11 protein-coding genes and 1 riboswitch are annotated in these 18,670 nt (G+C 43.4%); of the genes, 7 read left to right on the forward strand and 4 right to left on the reverse strand.

The window, feature by feature from the left end; all coding sequences use genetic code 11:
• Window positions 1–507: 507 nt before the first annotated feature.
• Window positions 508–861 carry a hypothetical protein gene (locus RM347_RS22420; RefSeq protein ID WP_322718448.1) on the forward strand — a complete coding sequence of 118 codons (354 nt, stop codon included), beginning with the start codon at window positions 508–510 and terminating at the stop codon, window positions 859–861.
• Window positions 862–1,102: 241 nt separating this feature from the next.
• Here RM347_RS22420 and RM347_RS22425 read toward each other — a convergent pair whose 3' ends face one another.
• Both RM347_RS22425 and thrC read right to left on the reverse strand, forming a co-directional pair.
• A complete protein-coding gene (locus tag RM347_RS22425) occupies window positions 1,103–1,378 on the reverse strand; it encodes a ubiquitin-like small modifier protein 1 (protein WP_322718390.1) in 276 nt (91 codons plus the stop codon).
• 89 nt (window positions 1,379–1,467) lie between these two features.
• Window positions 1,468–2,772, reverse strand: coding sequence for a threonine synthase (gene thrC, locus RM347_RS22430; protein WP_322718389.1), 1,305 nt, complete (start codon window positions 2,770–2,772; stop codon window positions 1,468–1,470).
• A gap of 825 nt (window positions 2,773–3,597) precedes the next feature.
• Here thrC and RM347_RS22435 point away from each other — a divergent pair.
• The 6 genes from RM347_RS22435 to RM347_RS22460 all read left to right on the forward strand — a co-directional run bounded on the left by RM347_RS22435 (window position 3,598) and on the right by RM347_RS22460 (window position 16,188).
• Entirely contained in the window at window positions 3,598–6,135 is a 2,538-nt protein-coding gene (locus tag RM347_RS22435; RefSeq protein WP_322718388.1) for a beta strand repeat-containing protein, read from the forward strand.
• Between the two features lie 170 nt (window positions 6,136–6,305).
• Window positions 6,306–6,869, forward strand: a complete 564-nt coding sequence (locus RM347_RS22440) for a hypothetical protein (protein WP_322718387.1) — start codon at window positions 6,306–6,308, stop codon at window positions 6,867–6,869.
• Between the two features lie 129 nt (window positions 6,870–6,998).
• Window positions 6,999–8,540, forward strand: a complete 1,542-nt coding sequence (locus RM347_RS22445; RefSeq protein WP_322718386.1) for a hypothetical protein — start codon at window positions 6,999–7,001, stop codon at window positions 8,538–8,540.
• Window positions 8,537–12,544 carry a TonB-dependent receptor gene (locus RM347_RS22450; protein ID WP_322718385.1) on the forward strand — a complete coding sequence of 1,336 codons (4,008 nt, stop codon included), beginning with the start codon at window positions 8,537–8,539 and terminating at the stop codon, window positions 12,542–12,544. The genes RM347_RS22445 and RM347_RS22450 overlap by 4 nt, the downstream gene beginning before the upstream one ends.
• Window positions 12,545–12,547: 3 nt before the next feature.
• Window positions 12,548–12,688, forward strand: coding sequence for a hypothetical protein (locus RM347_RS22455; protein WP_322718384.1), 141 nt, complete (start codon window positions 12,548–12,550; stop codon window positions 12,686–12,688).
• A 44-nt stretch (window positions 12,689–12,732) separates the two neighbouring features.
• The gene (locus RM347_RS22460) at window positions 12,733–16,188 is read left to right on the forward strand and encodes a lamin tail domain-containing protein (RefSeq protein ID WP_322718383.1); all 3,456 of its coding nucleotides are present in this window, start codon (window positions 12,733–12,735) and stop codon (window positions 16,186–16,188) included.
• 184 nt (window positions 16,189–16,372) lie between these two features.
• On the opposite strand, the gene RM347_RS22465 is transcribed toward RM347_RS22460, so the two are convergent.
• The gene (locus RM347_RS22465; RefSeq protein ID WP_322718382.1) at window positions 16,373–16,570 is read right to left on the reverse strand and encodes a hypothetical protein; all 198 of its coding nucleotides are present in this window, start codon (window positions 16,568–16,570) and stop codon (window positions 16,373–16,375) included.
• Between the two features lie 84 nt (window positions 16,571–16,654).
• Window positions 16,655–17,926 (reverse strand): glycosyltransferase, encoded by a 1,272-nt coding sequence (locus RM347_RS22470; protein WP_322718447.1) that lies wholly within the window; start codon window positions 17,924–17,926, stop codon window positions 16,655–16,657.
• Window positions 17,927–18,088: 162 nt separating this feature from the next.
• Window positions 18,089–18,298: riboswitch (cyclic di-AMP (ydaO/yuaA leader) on the reverse strand.
• Window positions 18,299–18,670: the final 372 nt, after the last annotated feature.

An 18,670-nucleotide genomic window follows, 5' to 3' on the forward strand; every position in this document is an offset into this window, starting at 1 on the left:
AGCAATAAAAAAGACGGGGTTTAGCCCGTCCTTTGTATAATAAGTAAAAACATCTTGGTAATTTCTGCAATATATCAAAATACTCTAATCACAATCTGCCAAATTGCCAAATCCTTACCAATAGAAGATAAATATTAATTTATCTGTAATTGGATATTTTTATCAGCTATATATTTTACTCTCAACAGAAATTAATAGCTACTAGAAGAATATACTTATGAATTGCAACAATAAAATATAATTTTACTATCGTTAATTAATATCGTATAGGGCGTGCCGCTCTGGAACACCAAAAAATCCTGCTTGGGCGTAGCCCGTTGCAGACATAGCACCATCAATTGGATATACTTACGGCTTCTCTATGTTGTATAATATTGTAGTTTTTTACAAATATTTTTACAGTAATAGTGAATAATTTTGGCACTTGCCAATCCTCAGTAAATGCTGATTATGATAGGACTTTTATGGGTAATACTAGAGAAAAAATTACTGGCGACAAAGTTCATTATGAACCTAAGTATAGTTGATGATAAATTGCAGATAGAATTTACGTTTAAAGAGCAACTGCTAGCTGTTCGCTTGAATAAACTTTGGCAAATCTCACTAGCCCATATTGAACAAGTTACGACAGCCGAACCCCAAAGTAATTGGCAAGAATTGCGTGCTCCTGGTAGCTTTGTTCCTGGAGTGATTAAGGCTGGAACTTATTACACTAATCGGGGTAAAGAGTTTTGGTATGTAAATCGAGAGACAAATTATTTAACCATTCAATTGCGAGATGAATCCTACAAGCGAATTATCTTAACTATTGACAACAATGAGTCTTGGCAACAAAGACTTGCTCAGATAATTGCTGCATAGTTAGCTAAATAAAATCAGCCCCACAACTGGAGCATTGGTGTGCAACCTAAGCCAAAATATGGGAGAAAATCTCGTTTCCAGGTTATACCTGGAAATGCTCGCTACATCGTCTCTGTCATGAGTAAGGGAGGCGGCAGCCCTATTAATGGGCATTCCCAGTCTGAGACTGGGAACGAGGCAACGAGGTAATCTCTCAAAGCTTTGTCTAGTAAGGCTTCTACTTTATTTGGTGTTCTCTGTATTAACCACCAGCGACAGCCGGGACAATACTTACTTCATCGCCATCTTTAAGAGTTGTATTGATACCATCTAAATGGCGGATATCTTCGCTATCAACATAAAAATTTACAAACCGACGTAGCTTACCTTCTTCATCGCACAACCGCGATTTAATACCAGGAAAGCTTTTTTCTAAGGAGTCCAACAATTCAGCAATGGTGCTACCGCTGGATTCTAGAGTAGCTTGATTATTAGTAAAACTCTGAAGAGTCGTAGGAACTAAAACTTTTACAGCCATAGAAGTACAAAGTGAAAAGTGAAGAGTTATGAATAAAGTTAAGAGTAAAGAGTTATGAATAAAAAAAACTCATAACTCCTAACTCAGAACTAAACGAGGACTTGTTGCCATTCCAAACGATCCAGAGTACGCGATCGCTCTAGCGCACGTTCAAAACTATCGAGTTTGGCATCAATAGTCAAGGGTTCGCCAACGTAGCCTTGGATTGCTTCTTGGGTTTTCAGACCATTGCCGGTGATGTAAATCACGGTGGTTTCATCTGGATCAATCTTGCCAGCTTCTACCAGTTTTTTCAGCACGGCCACGGTTGTACCACCAGCAGTTTCTGTGAAGATGCCTTCGGTTTCTGCCAGTAGCTTGATGCCATCAATAATTTCTGCATCATTGACTGATTCAATGTTACCACCAGTCTTCTGAGCTAACTCCACAGCATAAATGCCATCTGCTGGGTTGCCGATCGCTAGCGATTTAGCAATTGTATTCGGTTTTACTGGCTTAATAAAGTCGCGTCCTTCTTTGAAGGCTTGGGCGATGGGTGAACAACCTTCAGCTTGAGCACCGCTGAAACGGACGCTCTTGTTTTCTACCAAACCAACTTCGATGAATTCTTGGAACCCTTTATAAATTTTGGTAAAGAGCGAACCAGATGCCAAGGGAGCAACAACATGGTCGGGTAGTTCCCAGCCTAGTTGTTCAGCAACTTCAAAACCTAGCGTCTTAGAACCTTCAGAGTAATAAGGACGCAGATTAATGTTGACAAAACCCCAGCCATGTGTATTAGCAACTTCCGAACAGAGGCGATTGACTTGATCGTAGTTACCCTTGACGGCCATCAGGGTGGGACTGTAAATCAAGCTACCGATAATTTTACCCGCTTCTAAATCTGCGGGGATGAACACACAGCAGTCTAAACCGGCATGAGCTGCGATCGCAGCTGTAGAATTTGCCAAATTACCAGTGCTAGCGCAAGAAACAGTAGTAAAACCCAACTCCCGCGCCCTGGAGAGGGCAACTGATACCACCCGATCCTTAAAGCTCAGGGTGGGCATATTAACGGCATCATTTTTTATATAAAGCTTATTTAGACCCAGGCGACGGGCAAGACGGTGGGAACGAACCAAGGGAGTCATACCAGTTCCCACATCTATAACATTGTCAGTTGCGACAGGCAAAAAGGGACGATAGCGCCAAATTGAATTGGGCCCGGCTTGAATTGTTTCACGAGTGACAGTTAGACGTAGGGCGCTGTAATCATACTTGACTTCTAGTGGTCCAAAGCATAACTCACAAACATTACTGGCTTTGAGTTCATATTCCGCACCACATTCCTTACACTTCAAGGCTTGAAAGTAGGCAGTGCTGGCTTTGGTTTGGGTGGTGATTGCCTGAGTCATAAACTAGCTTTCCCTGTTTGTCTGTCGGCTGTCGCCTGATACTAACACGAGCAAAAATACCAGTCAAACATACCCGACAAAAATTATCGGGTATTATCAGTAAGGGGTAGGATTTGTAAAACTTTAATGTCAGTAATTACTATATTTAGTATTTACACGTATGTCATACCTGTTATAAAACAAAATAATAGCTTCAGTTACTCAGTTTTAACACTTAGAAAAAATATGATTAAATTGCATAATAGTTATGATGTATTTGCATTTATTGAAATCACTATCCCTTTTAAGTGATATGGATCACTAAATTAATCTTGTATTTTTTTATCTAAATGACTCCACAGGGTAGTATGCATATATGCTGTCAAAAGCTGAAAAGCATTTTTAAATATAAGTTTTAATGTTTTTAGCCTCTGATTAAATCGCTAAAATTGCGATGTGTGTTGCCAAAATAAAGTTAATCTTTCAGCTTTGATGCACTCATTCATAGCTAGAGAAGTTACTTATTTCTACTGAAGATTTTTTCTGCTACAAAAGCTACATTGCTATTTACATCGACAATCTAGCAAAATACAGTAATAAATTACACATATTTGCGATTGCCAGCCTTGAGTCTCAAGGGTAAGCGTAAAACAAATAGCCAAGTTATTTCTGCTTATTGCCTCAATGTAATTTTAAGGAGTGTCAATAATTTAATAAATCAAATATACGCTCCCCGAAACATGAAGGTTTTGGGGAGATGTAATCGGTAATTCTTTAAAGAATTGCCGAACTTTATCCTGTCTCAAAACTCAAGATACAAGTTCAGCAAATAAATAAACTACTTTTATGGTAAACCGAAATAAATCTATCAACCAGCAGCGTAAGCCTTACCAATCTCTAGTAGCAACAGCATTATTAACTGGTAGCCTTTTCCAATTTGTCGCACCTGTATTAGCTGACGGAACTACTGCGGGTACATCTATCAGTAACACCGCGACAGCAACCTACGAAGATCCTAACAGTCCAGGGACAACAATCAACGCCACTTCTAACACTGTCGTTGTCACCGTGGCAGAGGTTGCTGGTATCACCGTCAGTGCGTCTGGTGTCACAGATGCCACTTCTAGCCCTACCAATACAACAGTTCAAGTTGGCGACTTACTCATCTACACCTACACTCTGACGAACGTAGGTAACGACCCCACCCAATTCCGAATTCCTAACTTAGCTACAACAACTGGGCCGGGTACAGTTTCTGGCACATTACCAAATGGTGGTACAGCTAATAACCTGCAATACAGCATTGACGGCGGTCAAACCTGGCAAAATATCACTAGCACTGAAGTATTCACGCCCTCGGTTTCGCCTGGTGGTACAGTATTGGTGCGTGTGCCAGTTACCGTACAGGCTGGCGCTCAAACCAATGACATAATTACCGTTACCCTTGGTAATACTCCTGGTAATGCTCAAAATCAACTGCGAACTCCAGACGGTGGTGACGTTTATACCGTAGATAACGCTGATGGTGGTGCTGTTGGTGAGGTCAATGGCGCACCGGTTAATGGTACACGGGAAGCTAGCGCCACCGAGCAAATTAAGGTTGGTTTAACGGTGAAAACCTATGCTTTAGCCACCATTCTCAAAACTCGCAGTGGCTATAACAATGCTGGCACGACTGCAATTACAGATGACAAGCTGACTTACGATTTGAGTTTGCGAGTTGAGTCTAACGATCCCACAGGGCTGGGAATTACACCAGCAGCTTTGACGGGTACAAGCATTAATGTTAATGGTGCTGCTGGCAACTATATCTTGGTTTCTGATGCGATTCCTGCGGGTACAGATTTAGCAGTAGCACCAACTGCCCCTCCTGGTTGGCAAACTGTCTACACCACCACTCCAGTTGGAACTAATGCTAATACAGCTAGTTGGACTACGACAGCACCACCCTTAGCCTCAGTCACTCGCGTTGGTTTTATCAATAATCCAGCAACCATTACTTCCATTGCTCCTGGTACAACGGTGAATGGCTTCTCGATTCAGCTAGCCGTTGAGTCAACTGCAACTTCACCCTTAACCGTCGCTAACATTGCTCAATTGTTTGGTCAAACGCCTACTAGCAACTTCCCAGTTTATGACGAATCCGGCGACCAAAATCCCAGTAATTACGACGGTTCCCCAGGCAGTATGACACCTCCTGTAGGTACAGATACCAATGGTGATGGTATTCCCGATACTCTACCGCCCGCCAACGTTGATGATGGCTATATTAATACTCCAGCAACTCCAGAAACTGGAACTGACACGGGTAATAACAACAGTGGTACTGGTACAGGCGGTGAGGCGAACGTCTTCACAGTACAAGCACCTGTTGCTTCAGCGGTATTCAACGGACCGCAAAATGCCCCGGATGCTACTGGTCCATCTGGTCTGACCAATGATGACTTCACCAACAAATCTTCTCTCGTTCCTGCTGGTACAGCACCTGGTAGTACACTTGATCCCCAGTCAGTTGGTTTCACCAACACAATTAAGAATAGTGGTACTGACCCAGGTCTCTTGAAGATAGAGCCAACGCCACCAACAATTCCAGGAGATTTACCAAATGGTACGAAGGTGACTATTACCTATAATAGTCAGTCTGCTGTCTATACTTACAATAATGGAGCGTTTACAACACCTGGTGCAGCAATTACAATCCCCAACTTTGCTCCTAATGCAACTATCAACTATGGTGTAGAAGTTGATTTACCTCCAGGTACGCAGTTATCCACTGATATTAATAAAGGCTTCCCAGTACCCATCACTGCTTCTATTGATAACTACACGACGGATAGTAATGCCGATGGAATCAAGGATACTGGAACCGATAATACTTTTGATTCATCCAACATCACTATCGATCGCGTGTACACTGGCTACCTGAAACTACTGAAAATGTCACGAGTTTTACAAGGAACTGGGCCAGTAGTCCAGGGGAATGATGGCACATTCAGTACCGATCCGAAGAAGCCTGCACCAGGAAACATTATTGAGTACCAAATTCAGTACACAAATATTTCTGAACCTCAATCTGGAACCGGTAACGTGATCTTGAATGCTGACAAAGTTGTGATTATTGAAGATGGTACACAAAACCCCAACAACTGGGCGAAAGACAACGATGCTAGCGGTCAAATTGATACTAGCAACATTGTTGGTTCAGCTAAGGATTCTGGCAGTGCAACCATTCAATTCTTCAGTGGTAATCCAGCTACTAGCTCTGGCATCGACCAGACAGGAACTACGGTAAACACTGATATTACTAAATATGTAGATACTGTGACTGGCACGATCGCACCGGGTATTCAAAGAACATTTACCTTCCAACGCAAGGTGAACTAATTCGTTGGGATTGAGGACTTTGAAGTTCGCAGACTTTCAAGTTTGCGAACCAGTTGACCTCACTCCCCAACCCCTAAACAGAAAGCAAAAGGGGAGTGACTCTTTCTTAGCAAAACCAGGGAAAGATAAGTCAACAATCAACATTCTGGAAGTTTTTTGAGGTGATTTATATGAAGCGTGTTTCTCTTGCAGGGTTAGGAGCGTTCGCCCTGATAGCTACAGTTGCATTTGTTGGTCAAATTCCAGGCGTTGTAAACGTATGGCATTCAGGAAGTGCTGTTGCACAGAATATCAAAACTCAAGGGCAAATACAATTGCGCTTAGAAGCAGAAAAGCAAGTGGTGGCGCAGGATCAGCAGGGTAAGCAAAGCCAGAAATGGGAACCTTTGAAAGGTCAAGCTGTGGTGCGACCAGGTGATGTGTTGCGATATACCTTGAGTGGCGAAAATAAGAGCGATCGCCTAGTGAAGAATTTGACTCTTAATCAACCAATCCCCAAAGGAATGGTGTACGTGCTGAAATCTGCCAATGTCGCCAACAATGCCAAAGTTACTTATAGCATTGATGGCGGGCGGAGTTTTGTCGAAAATCCCACTGTGAAAGTTACTCTTCCTGGCGGCAAAGTGGAAACAAAACCAGCACCAGCCATTGCTTACACCCATATCCGTTTGCAGATTCCGTCACTTCCAGCTAAGACAACAGTCAAAGCGACTTATCAAACCCAAGTGCGCTGATTCAAGAGGGCACAGGGTTTTCTCGAGGATAGGTTGACGTTGCTGAATTGAAGTATGAAATTCCAAAATCTTCCACAGATAAGAAGTGTTTTTTAACAAAAAAGTTATATCCCAGAGGAGATATATTCAGTGAACCGTCCTCAAAACCAAAAGCAAATTATTTCTAGCAGTAGCTGGTGGCGACGGTTAACAGCTACTCTTCTTCTGGGAAGTTTTTTGCATAGTACTATACCCATATCAGCGATCGCGCAACAGACTAACAATCCGGTTGCGTCTTTGCCGTTAATAAATCAAGCTACTTATACTTATACAGATTCTACCAGTAATTATAAATATCAAGGAAGTTCTAGTCAGATCAATGTTACTCCTAACCCATTACTCGATCCATTAGGGCGGATCTTAGGTTGCGCTGGCACAATTTTACCTGACTATACAGGTTTTTCAGTTGGGGTATACGAACCTAACTCTAGCGACCCAACGGGGACAGAATTGGGCAGCTTGGTTGCTTTGACTCGAACAGAGTTACCAGATATTCCTAATAACAACATTCCTGGTGGTAAATCACCAAATACCGAGAATAGTAACCCCTACTTCGTTACGAATAACCCTGCGGGTGTCTACAATTTCCTACTCGATCCAAATAAGGGTCAAACTGATCCAGGTAGAACCTATATTTTTGTAGTTAATCCACCACCAAATTCTATCTACAAACAGCGGCGGGTCAAGATTGAAATCCTTGCCAGCAGTGGCACACAAGGTAATGATGTCGTGCGATATGTTGCTACTTCTTTAGATGGTCAACCAATCAGTCTCACAGGCGAAACCAGGGTAGAGCAAACAATTGTTTTGGTTCCTAATGCAGAAGTTGTGGGACTGGATTTATTAGCTTTTGAATTCACCACAAATTTGTGTCAAGCCAATCAGTTGCAGATTATCAAAACAGGCGATCGCGCTGCTGCTGAACCTGGAGATACGGTAATCTACCGCCTGTCGATCAAAAATCTTGCTGATGGTGGTTTGAATAATATATTTGTCACCGACAACCTACCTTTAGGATTTCAGTTCTTGCCGAAATCTGTGCGAGGAGAGTTGGACGGTCAACCAGTCACTATCACTTCAGAACGCAACGGTAACACGGTGACATTCCGCACAGACGTAACGATTCCCACAGAGAAAATCCTGAATATTGCCTACGCGGCTCAACTAACAGCCGATGCGCTGCGTGGTAATGGTCGTAACAGTGCGATCGTTAATGCCCAACGAGCTGATAACCGTTTTAGCACCAAGGATGGCCCAGCAACCCACCAGTTGAAAATTCGTCCAGGAATCGTTTCTGACTGTGGCACGATTATCGGTCGGGTGTTTGTTGATAAAAACTTTGACGGTGAACAACAGCGTGGTGAGCCTGGAGTACCAAATGCAGTGATTTTTCTGGAGGATGGTAACCGCATCACTACAGATCCAAATGGTTTGTTCTCCTTAGCTAATGCCTTACCTGGATACCACACAGGTGTACTAGACCTCAGCAGTGTACCCGGTTACACCCTAGCTCATAACGAAAAATTCCGCGAACGCAATAGCCAATCTCGCTTAGTGCATTTAGAGCCTGGTGGCTTGGTACGTATGAACTTCGCTGTCACCCCCACATTTCAGGAGCCAGTCAAGAAATGAAACCCAGACTGCACTGTACAACTATATTGAACCTGAGATTGATGGGGGCGATGCCGGTAGCTCTCAGCCTTGTTTTGTACCCTGTAATGGTCAAAGCAGAACTCACTGGTGAAAACCTACTTTTCCCTGATTCTCCTTTGCAAACAGATAAGGGTGTGGAAAACCTCTCTCCAAACCTCTCCCCTTCTAGGCGAGAGGCTTTGAATTCTTCTCCTTCCCTTGTAGGAAAGGGAGATGAGGAGTTAGGTTTGGCTTTGGTTGTTGCAGATGATGTGAAAAATCAGGTCGAAGTTCAAGCAGATCAGAACAAAGTGCTTGAAAAAAGTACGAATTCAAATTCTCCCCATCTTTTGGGAAGTTCTGACAAGCAACTTTCACCCCTCGAACTTCCCTCTAATACTTCAATTTCAGATGTTCAACCAAGTGAAACGGAAATACAACCATTTCAACCAACAACTTCTGTTGATTTGCCCAGAGGCTTACGCAAAATAACAGGAATAAAGGACAAGAACGACGGACGCAAAGATAGTGAGACACAGTTTCAAGCTTCTCCAACGGAAATACAACCATTTCAACCAGCAACTTCTGTAGGTTTGCCCAGAGGCTTACGCAAAATAGCAGGAGTAGAGGATGCAGGGACGCGGGGACAAGAGGTGAATGAAAATCTTCCCGTGTCCCCCACTCTCCCTATTTCTACAGGAATCAAAATCCTGACTCCAACGGCTGACAGTGTTGTAGATGTACAAGCTACCACGGTAATTGTGCAGTTTCCCGCTGGTAGTCAAATTGAATTGCGGGTAAATGGTGCGTTGGTAGACCCTTCCTTAGTGGGGCGGACGGAAACTGATGCCACCACCAACTTGGTAACGCAGACATGGTATGGTGTCTCGTTAAAAGAAGGTGCAAACACCATCTCTGCACAAGTTGTTGGCGGAACAGAACCCCCTATAACGGTACAAGTCGCAGTCCGGGGAGCGCCGCAGCAACTAACTTTAGAAACAGTTGAGTCCCGTATCCCAGCAGATGGACGTTCCACAGCGACAATCCGGGGTCAACTGATCGATGCAAATGGCAATCGTTCTAACCGTGATGCTGTTGTCACTTTGATACCTACTGCTGGCGAGTTGGTCGGGAAAGACTTCAAACCTGATGAACCCGGATTTCAAGTGGAGGCGAAAGCGGGGCAATTTACAGCGACGTTACGATCGCAGCTGAAAGCCGAAACTGTCACAATTCGTGCGATCGCTAATGACTTAGAAGCTTTTACTCAACTGCAATTTGAAACAGCACTACGTCCGAGTTTGCTAACAGGAGTAATAGATTTACGTTTGGGCGCTAGAGGTACAAATTATTACGGCAGTTTCCGTGATTTCCTTCCTCCTGACAAAGACAATAGAACGCAATTAGATTTCCATTCAGCGATATTTGCCACTGGTGCGATCGGGGAATGGTTGTTTACAGGCGCATACAACAGTTCTCGTAACCTCAATGAAGATTGCAACTGCGATAATCGCCTGTTTAGAACTTACCAATTTAGTGAGCAAAATTATCCTGTCTACGGCGATAGCTCAAAAGTTGATGTAGTCGCTCCTTCCATTGACAGTGTATTTCTGCGTTTTGAGCGTTCAAGTCGTATCCCTGGCTCCGATCCTGATTATGCGATGTGGGGTGACTATAACACAGAAGAATTTGCGCGGCGATCGCAGCAATTTACTTCTATCACCCGTCAACTCCACGGTTTTAAAGCTAACTACAACTTAGGAAACCTACAAATTACAGGTTTCTATGGCAACCACTTAGAAGGGTTTCAACGGGATACCATTGCCCCTGATGGTACTAGTGGTTATTACTTTCTCTCTCGCAGACTACTACAACCAGGTAGTGAAAATGTCTTTATTGAGTTAGAAGAACTCAATCGTCCTGGGACTGTATTAAAACGCAAGCAGCTTAACCGAGGCCCAGACTATGAAATCGACTACGATCGCGGTACATTAATATTCCGCGAACCGATTCTTCGCACCGATATCGATCAAACCGGACAAGTGTTAGTACGCCGGATTATTGTTAGCTATCAATATGACAGTGAAGACTCTGACGGCAACATCTTTGCTGGTCGTTTGCAATATAACCTTTCCCGCAAACTTAACCAGGAAAGCTGGATAGGAGCAACTTATGTCCAAGAAAGTCAGGGGGTGCGTGACTTTCAACTCTACGGTGCAGATGCGCTGATAGCTTTGGGTGACAAGGGGAAGTTAATTGCAGAATATGCCCATTCCAGTAATGATTCTGATGTTGTGGGAAAAGTCAGGGGTGACGCCTACCGCTTGGAAGTTGAGGGGCAAATTGCCAACGGTATTCAAGGCCGGGCTTATTATCGCTTTGCTGATACGGGTTTTACCAATAATGCCACTATCAGCTTTGTTCCAGGACAAACCCGTTATGGAGCACAGGTTACAGCTAAAGTTACCTCAAATACCAACGTCAGAGCGCAGTACGACCACGAAGACAATTTTGGGATTGCTCCCCAACCCCTAGATACCTTTGAAGAACTGTTTGCACCCCGTTATGAGTCGATACCTGGGAGCAAAGTTGATAATTCACTGACGACGATTTCTGCTGGAATTCAACAACGCCTGGGTAAAGCTATTCTGGATCTGGATTGGATTCATCGTCGTCGAGAAGACCGGATCTCTACTAACGCCCTGAGTAGTAATTCTAATCAACTGCGATCGCGCTTTACAGTTCCCATCGCCAAAAACCTGACTTTTCAGGCGCAAAATGAACTCAGTTTATCTTCCCAAAAAGATACTGTTTATCCAGACCGTACTATTTTAGGGTTGAACTGGGCAGTAATTCCTGGTGTCAGCGTCAGTCTGGCTCAACAGTTTTACACTGGCGGTCAATTTTCGGGTAATTCTATCACCAGCTTAAGTGTCAATGGTGAACACAAACTCGGTAGTGATACCACCTTGACTGGTCGTTACTCAATTTTGGGTGGTGCAAATGAACTTACTACCCAAGGTGCAATTGGTCTAAATAACCGTTGGACTATTGCTTCGGGATTGCGGCTGAATTTAGCTTACGAACACGTATTTGGCAACTTCTTTGGACGAACTGCGGCGGGTCAACAATATGCCCAACCCTACGCCTTTGGTCAAGCAGCATCTGCGATCGGATTTGATGGTGGCGATAGTTACAGTGTTGGGCTGGAATACTCTGATAATCCTCAGTTCCAAGCCAGTGCTCGGTACGAACATCGCTCTTCTTCTGGTGGTAGCAATACAGTAATTACCGCAGGGATAACAGGTAAAATTTCTCCGGCTCTTACGGCTCTGGTACGTTATCAACAAGCAAACTCTTCTAATCAAAAGCTTTCAGGATTGGGAGATACCGCTAATCTAAAGCTGGGTTTAGCCTACCGCGACCCCAATAGCGATAAATTTAATGCTTTGTTGCGTTATGAATATCGCCAAAATCCGGCAATTATTCCTGAAACCATTTTGTTAGGCAGTGGTACAGGTTCTCAAGACCATACCTTTGCCTTAGAAGCTATCTATGCCCCTAACTGGCAATGGGAATTCTACGGTAAATATGCTTTGCGTAACAGTACTTCTTATTTAGCTAACGATTTAGTTGGTACAAGTATGGTTAATCTGGGACAATTGCGAGCTACTTATCGTTTGGGATATAGCTGGGATTTAGTTGGTGAGGCTCGCTGGATTGGTCAATCAAACTACAGTGAGACAGGCTTTGTTGTGGAAACAGGTTATTACCTCACTCCTAATCTGCGTCTTTCTGCTGGATACGTTTTTGGTAAAGTCGATGACCGAGATTTTTCCGGGACACGTTCCGCAGGTGGGGCATATTTGGGCTTTACGGTCAAGCTCAACGAATTATTTGACGGCTTTGGACAGCAAAAAATTCCACCACCGCAGCAAAAGGAATCAATAACCTTGGTCAATAGACTCAAGAATGCAACGTCGAGCCTACGAGTCAGGAATTAAACCATGAAATCTTTGTTTACGTATTTGACAACAATCGCCACAGTGAATATCAATCCAGATGGTAGATATTACCTCACTTTGGGCAAACTCAAAGCGGGCGATCGCTTTGCAAAAGCTAATGAAACCTCTGAATGCCCTAATTAAAATAGACTTCTCACATAAATATTTTGGCGTTGCTGAATGACAGTATGAAAAGCTCACGCAAAGGCGCAAAGGCGCAAAGAAGGACTTTTGTAAAAGGAAAACTACTAGGTAGCTTCGCCTTTGTTCTGTGTGCCTTAGGACAAGGGATACAACCTAGCTGGGCTGAGGGCAGCAAAGAGTTAGTCGCCGATGGTGGGTATCGACCCTACTTAGAATGGGCAAGTACAACCACTGCGGGTATTACCAGACAAACAACACTCCAAGTTTATGTCCAAGCAGGAGAAATTGTTAATCTTGGTTCTAGTGTTCCTACCAGTGCTAATAGTAATAAAGATATCGTTTACCGTAGTCCCCTCGGAGGTCAAAATGGGTCTTGTGATGTTTTGGCCTCTGGCTTTGGCTTGATTGATACGCTTACCAAGGAATTAGCTGGCCCCTTACCCAGTGCAGGTGGGTACAGTCCTTGTAGCTTCACTGCTACAGAAACTGGTATTTACACAGTTGAATTTCATGCCCCTAGCACCACTAACAATCCTCCGCCTAGAACTACTACTGCGGCATTCCCTACAGATAGCAGCCAAAATGGCGGAGTAGCTGCTTGGGATATTACAGTTCGGGATAGTAACGGTGTTGCCAAAAAAGGGCGGGTATTTACCAACTATATCGCTATGAATATGGGAGGAAATGCTGGGCAGAATGGCGCTCCTGCTGATTTAGCACTTAACTCTAAGCTTTATATTCAAACTAAAGATGGTTATCGGTATGAAACCGATATGAATGGAGTCGATCCGTTTGGCTTCATCTTTTTTGCTAATAATCGGGGATATCTTGACAAAACCAATAACAGTACTCTTTACCGTTCTGCTGGCGGTGCTACTGATAACAACCTCAACTTTGCTGGCAATGTGCGAGTCCAGGATCCGAGTGCTGCCGATACTGCAACGGACATTACCCACCTAGTTTTTTTCAACCGACCCGACACTATAACGCTCTCAGGTTTAGGTATTCCTTTATCACCAATTATTCCAGCAGCACCGACTAATTTTCAATTCACTGGAGCAAATGGAGGGAGTGGGAACCAAACTTATGTCGGGGTTGGGGGCTATTTTAGCTTTAATTCTGCTTCTAGTGGTAGCTATCAAATCATCATTGACACTAATAATGATGGCATTTATGACCCCAGTAGCGATCGCGTGCTACAGAACATACTATCTTCTGGGTCTAATGTGGTAGTTTGGGATGGCAAAGATGCCAATGGGATTAATCTACAACCCCTAGCGAATAATGCATCCTACAATGCCCAAATCACGACCAGAGCGGGTGAATATCACTTTCCTATGTTGGACGCTGAGAATAATCCTCTGGGGTTCAAAATTACGATGGAGAACCCGCCTGCTACATTTCCTAATCTTACGGATCAAAATGGACAGCAGATTAGCTCTACGACGGTTTATTACAATGACAATAATTATACTACCGCCAATGGAACATCGATTAATTTAGGTGGTACGGGAGCTACTAACCCCCGTAATGCCTCCAGAGGGATAAATAGTGCAACAGGAGAGCATGAGTTTAGTAGCATCTACGGTGACTTTAAGGGAATAGACACCTGGACGTACTTCCCTAGTCAAGCAGTACTTGCTCCCTTAGTTATTACCGCAAACAAGCAGGCAAATGTGAAAGGAACTAAATCTGTTCGCTTCCTGACTGACAATGATGGTAGCGGTACAGTCACTGTGGGCGATAGTGTCGAATACACTATCACTTATTCCAACCTTAATCCAGGTAACAGCGACGCAATCAATTTTGTTATTTACGATTCCTTGCCTTCACAGCTAACCTTTGTAAGTAAGGTAATTTCAACTGTTACTGCGGGAAATAACATCACTCTCAATCCTAGTTACAACGGTTCTGGTGCTGTTACTAACTCTGGTACTTTGCGTGTAGGCGATACCATCATCATTAAAATTACTGCCACAATTAACGATGCTAATGGTGGCAATTCTATTAGTAACCAAGCAAGTGCTGAGTTCAATACTCCAGATAACCCTACAGGAACAGTTGGTAAGGTATTCACAGATGCAGACTCTGCTGGTGGTACTACTAACTCTCCCACCCCAGGCAATAATTTCTTACAAACAACTGATGATAAGGTGAACTTAGGAAATGATCCTAGTAAAACTGACGATGATGACCCGACGTTGTTCACAGCATTAAATGCTCTGAATTATCAGGTTTCACCATTAGCAGGCAAAGTTATCATTAACGAAGTTCTATATAATGAAACAGGTAATACTATTGCTGCTGACACGAATGATGAGTTTATTGAACTCTACAATGCTTCTGCATCTGCTGTAGATTTGAGTGGTGTGAAGCTCACAGATGGCAACCTCATTGTTGGTAGTAGTGATGGTGCTGGCGGGTTTAGTTATACATTTCCCAATGGTACAACTTTACAACCAGGGCAATATGCTGTGATTTGGATTGGGAATAATAAACCCAACCAGCAAGCAACAGCAGCAGCTTTTCAAACTTGGTTAGGACAGACTCCTAAGCTGAATAACTCTGGTGATGATATCTGGTTGTACGATAACCAAAATAAAATTATCGACTATGTTGCCTATGGTGCTGGTAGTGGGGTAAATGCGCCTCCCCCAAGTTCTTTGAATCTCTGGGACAATACCTATCAGTCCTCTTTAGCTGGAAGCAGCAATGGACAATCTATCAGCTTGACCCCAAATGGTCAAGATAGTAATAGTAGTGCTTGCTGGGAAGCTAGTACCAGTAAGAATGCCAGCGCACGGTGTCCAAACTACTTGCCAACTAGAGATACTGATACTATCGGTAGTCGTATTACCAGCGTAGGTGAAAACAATAACGGTGCTATGACTGCTAATGCAAAGCTTTTATTAATTAAACGCATCACCCGCATTAATAATCAAGATTTGACCGATATTGTGGATGGTCGTAGCGATGTTCCTAGTAATGCTGCAAACTATGTACCAGAACCTTATGCCTCTGATGATAGTGATGACAAATGGCCTGCTGGCTACTTGCGAGGATTGATTAATGCTGGCACTGTGAAGCCAGGGGATGAGGTGGAATACACTATCTATTTCCTCTCTAAGGGGCCGAGTAATGCTACTAATGTCAAATTCTGTGACTTAGTTCCTAGCAATACTACTTTTCTTGCTACTGCCTTTAATGGTCAAACTCCTGGTGATGGTGGGTTAGCAGGAGCAGATCAAGGTATTGCCTTGGCTGTTGGTTCTAATACACCCACGGTTTATCTTAGCAATATACAAGATGCCAGCGATCGCGGGCGTTTTTATCCAGCCAATGATGCAGCCACACCATCGCAATGTGGTATTAACACTAATGGGGCTGTAACTGTAGATATTACACGCAGCCCAATTTTACCCAATCTACCCGCAGCCACTGGTTCCGGTACACCAGCAAATTCCTATGGCTTTGTTCGCTTCCGCGCCAAAGTGAAATAGGGGAAGGGAAAGGGCTTAATTACCTTTTACCCCGCAAAATTAATGGGACAGACCACTAGCTGAAAACCCCAAAGTTCAAACAACAACTCTTTTTAGAGTTGTTGTTTGAACTTCGATAAAGAGTTTTAGCCTTAACTGAATCGTATTGCTTTGGCTGTTTGGGGTTAATGAGCAATCAAGTAATTTATGCTTCCTCTGTCTGCGTCCAAGTAGAGTAAGCATCCTCGATAAATCTGCTTTGACGACTAGTTGCTTTATGCTTGCTTACTCTGACTTTGAGAGTGGTTATGTAAACTCCATCCATTACCTGATGTCCATAACCGAAAACTTGACCAATCTGCCCTGTTCTTTGATGCAAAGCATAATCTCCAATATTCAGCATAATTCTGACCCTCTAATTAAGCAGGTTGAGTAGTTTGTGTTTGACTCTGATGATTATTTAGCTGCACGCTTAAAACTGTAGAAGTTAAGCTGCAATCCGGGGTCGGGTATTGGGTGCTGTTTGAGCCAGCAAACGAGTGTATAGCTGAGTTAGTCGGAATGCCACACTATACCAACTAAAGGCAATTTCTGTTCGTTGTCGAGCCGCTTCACCTAACTGGTCTCGCCAAGCTGGGTTGATGAGAATCCGGTCTATGGCAGCAGCAAAAGCTACTTCATCTTTGGGAGGGGCAAGTAACCCTGTGACTTCTGGTACAACAGTAAACTGCAACCCACCAACATCACTAGCTACGACTGGAGTCTGACTAGCCATTGCCTCAATGGCAACTAAACCAAAAGGTTCATAGTGACTGGGTACTACGCAGACATCAGCGGCGGCGTAGTAGAAGGGAAGGACAGTTTCATCTAGGCGACCAGCAAAGGTTGTACAATCTTCTAATCCAAGTTCAGTAACGATGCTGGCAATGCGATCGCGTTCAATTCCATCACTCTGACCTGGACGGCTACCACCCCCAATCACTAGTTGGAGGTTAGCCTCACCCCTTAAACTAGATTTGGCAATGGCTCGTACTAAAGTTTCAATTCCTTTGCGTCGGTCAAAGCGACCAACGTAGAGAACTATCTTGGCATCTGGTGCAATTCCCAACTTTTCCCGCGCCGCAGACCGTTGAATATTTCCAAATTTATCAGTATCGGTGCCACAGGGAATCATTTCAATATTCCCCTTGCTGGAAACGAGTATCCGCATGTGTTTTTGTTCTTGCGGACTAGTTGCAACTACACAGTCTACAGTTTCTAAACAGGCTTTTTCTACAGCTAATCGCTGGGCTGCAATTACGGGAATATCACCAATACTTCTGTATTTAACCGCTCCTAAAGAGTGGTAAGTATGTACCTGAATCAGCGGTTGCTGCTTTTTCAATTCCATGCCAACCCAAGATGATAACCAGTAGTTGGTATGAATTAGGGAGTAATGGAAGCCTTGTTGCTCCTGGAATTGCTGGAATTCTCTGATGAATTCAGGTAGATGGTGAAATAAGTTATCTCGCCCGATAAATTTAGCGGGGCCAGCTTTTAACCGAATAGTACGACAATTTGGACTATGTTGAGCGATCGCAGCTTGTTCAGGACTACTACGACGAGTGAACATATCCACTTGCCAACCTTGCTGGGCTAGGGCATAACCTACTTGACGCACATAGACATTTTGACCTCCAGCCTCTTCTTGACCAATTTCAACCGCTGGGTCTCCATCAACAGAAATTAGGGCAATGCGATGTTTCTTATTCTGGAACAACATAGCTGATTTTCACCTCAAGGCAAATAATCCTGCCTCAGACGCCAGAAATCAAGATATTGTTATCCTCTCTCAAGGCCGAGGCAGGCACAACGAACCGCAAAGTTACCAGCCAAAGGACACTGACGAGAACAAGGCATTACTTGTAAGAATGCTGCTCGTTCAGTCTCCTCTCAATGCCGACGAAGTTAGCTGACGGGCTAGGACTGAGAGATGTCCTTCTTTAGAAAATTATGAGTTCTGAGTTATATACTTTAGTCACTTCTAACTCCTCAACCATTAACTCCTAACTTTCTTCAAGATACGCCCCAAACTTGGTTCCTCCGCTCCGGTTTACCCTTACTCACAAAATGTTTCAGGTAATTATAGTGGATTAGGCAGACTGACTTTATTTATCTTCAAAGTTTATAACGTGTCATCATCAACTATGTCAAGAGGATGAACAAAAAAAATGTGGTGAGAATCACCACAAAGCTCGTTGTAACTAGCGTTGGAGAATCAGAATATAGGGTAAATTTTGAGTTTTTGATATGCTTGCAACAATAAACTTACTGATATTCACCGCTAGATTTTCTTTAGTTTCTGGCAATGAACAAAGTCTTGAGAATTGCAGTTGATAAATATTACTACGAAGTTTATTTAATTTAATTGACGTTTTTCAGACTGTCACAGATATTACTCTGGCTAAAGAAATTGCCGAAATCTGAAAGAGTCTATTAGAACTTTTGCGCCAATTCAATTTTA

It is taken from the genome of Nostoc sp. ChiQUE02 (genome assembly GCF_034531305.2).
GTDB lineage: Bacteria > Cyanobacteriota > Cyanobacteriia > Cyanobacteriales > Nostocaceae > Nostoc.

Excerpts from the sequence above, each read along its gene's own strand:
- RM347_RS22425 (WP_322718390.1), bottom strand. The coding sequence starts at position 1,378 with ATGGCTGTAAAAGTTTTAGTTCCTACGACTCTTCAGAGTTTTACTAAT.
- RM347_RS22465 (WP_322718382.1), bottom strand. The coding sequence starts at position 16,570 with ATGCTGAATATTGGAGATTATGCTTTGCATCAAAGAACAGGGCAGATT.
- RM347_RS22450 (WP_322718385.1), top strand. The coding sequence starts at position 8,537 with ATGAAACCCAGACTGCACTGTACAACTATATTGAACCTGAGATTGATG.
- thrC (WP_322718389.1), bottom strand. The coding sequence starts at position 2,772 with ATGACTCAGGCAATCACCACCCAAACCAAAGCCAGCACTGCCTACTTT.
- RM347_RS22460 (WP_322718383.1), top strand. The coding sequence starts at position 12,733 with ATGAAAAGCTCACGCAAAGGCGCAAAGGCGCAAAGAAGGACTTTTGTA.
- RM347_RS22420 (WP_322718448.1), top strand. The coding sequence starts at position 508 with ATGAACCTAAGTATAGTTGATGATAAATTGCAGATAGAATTTACGTTT.
- RM347_RS22440 (WP_322718387.1), top strand. The coding sequence starts at position 6,306 with ATGAAGCGTGTTTCTCTTGCAGGGTTAGGAGCGTTCGCCCTGATAGCT.
- RM347_RS22435 (WP_322718388.1), top strand. The coding sequence starts at position 3,598 with ATGGTAAACCGAAATAAATCTATCAACCAGCAGCGTAAGCCTTACCAA.
- RM347_RS22455 (WP_322718384.1), top strand. The coding sequence starts at position 12,548 with ATGAAATCTTTGTTTACGTATTTGACAACAATCGCCACAGTGAATATC.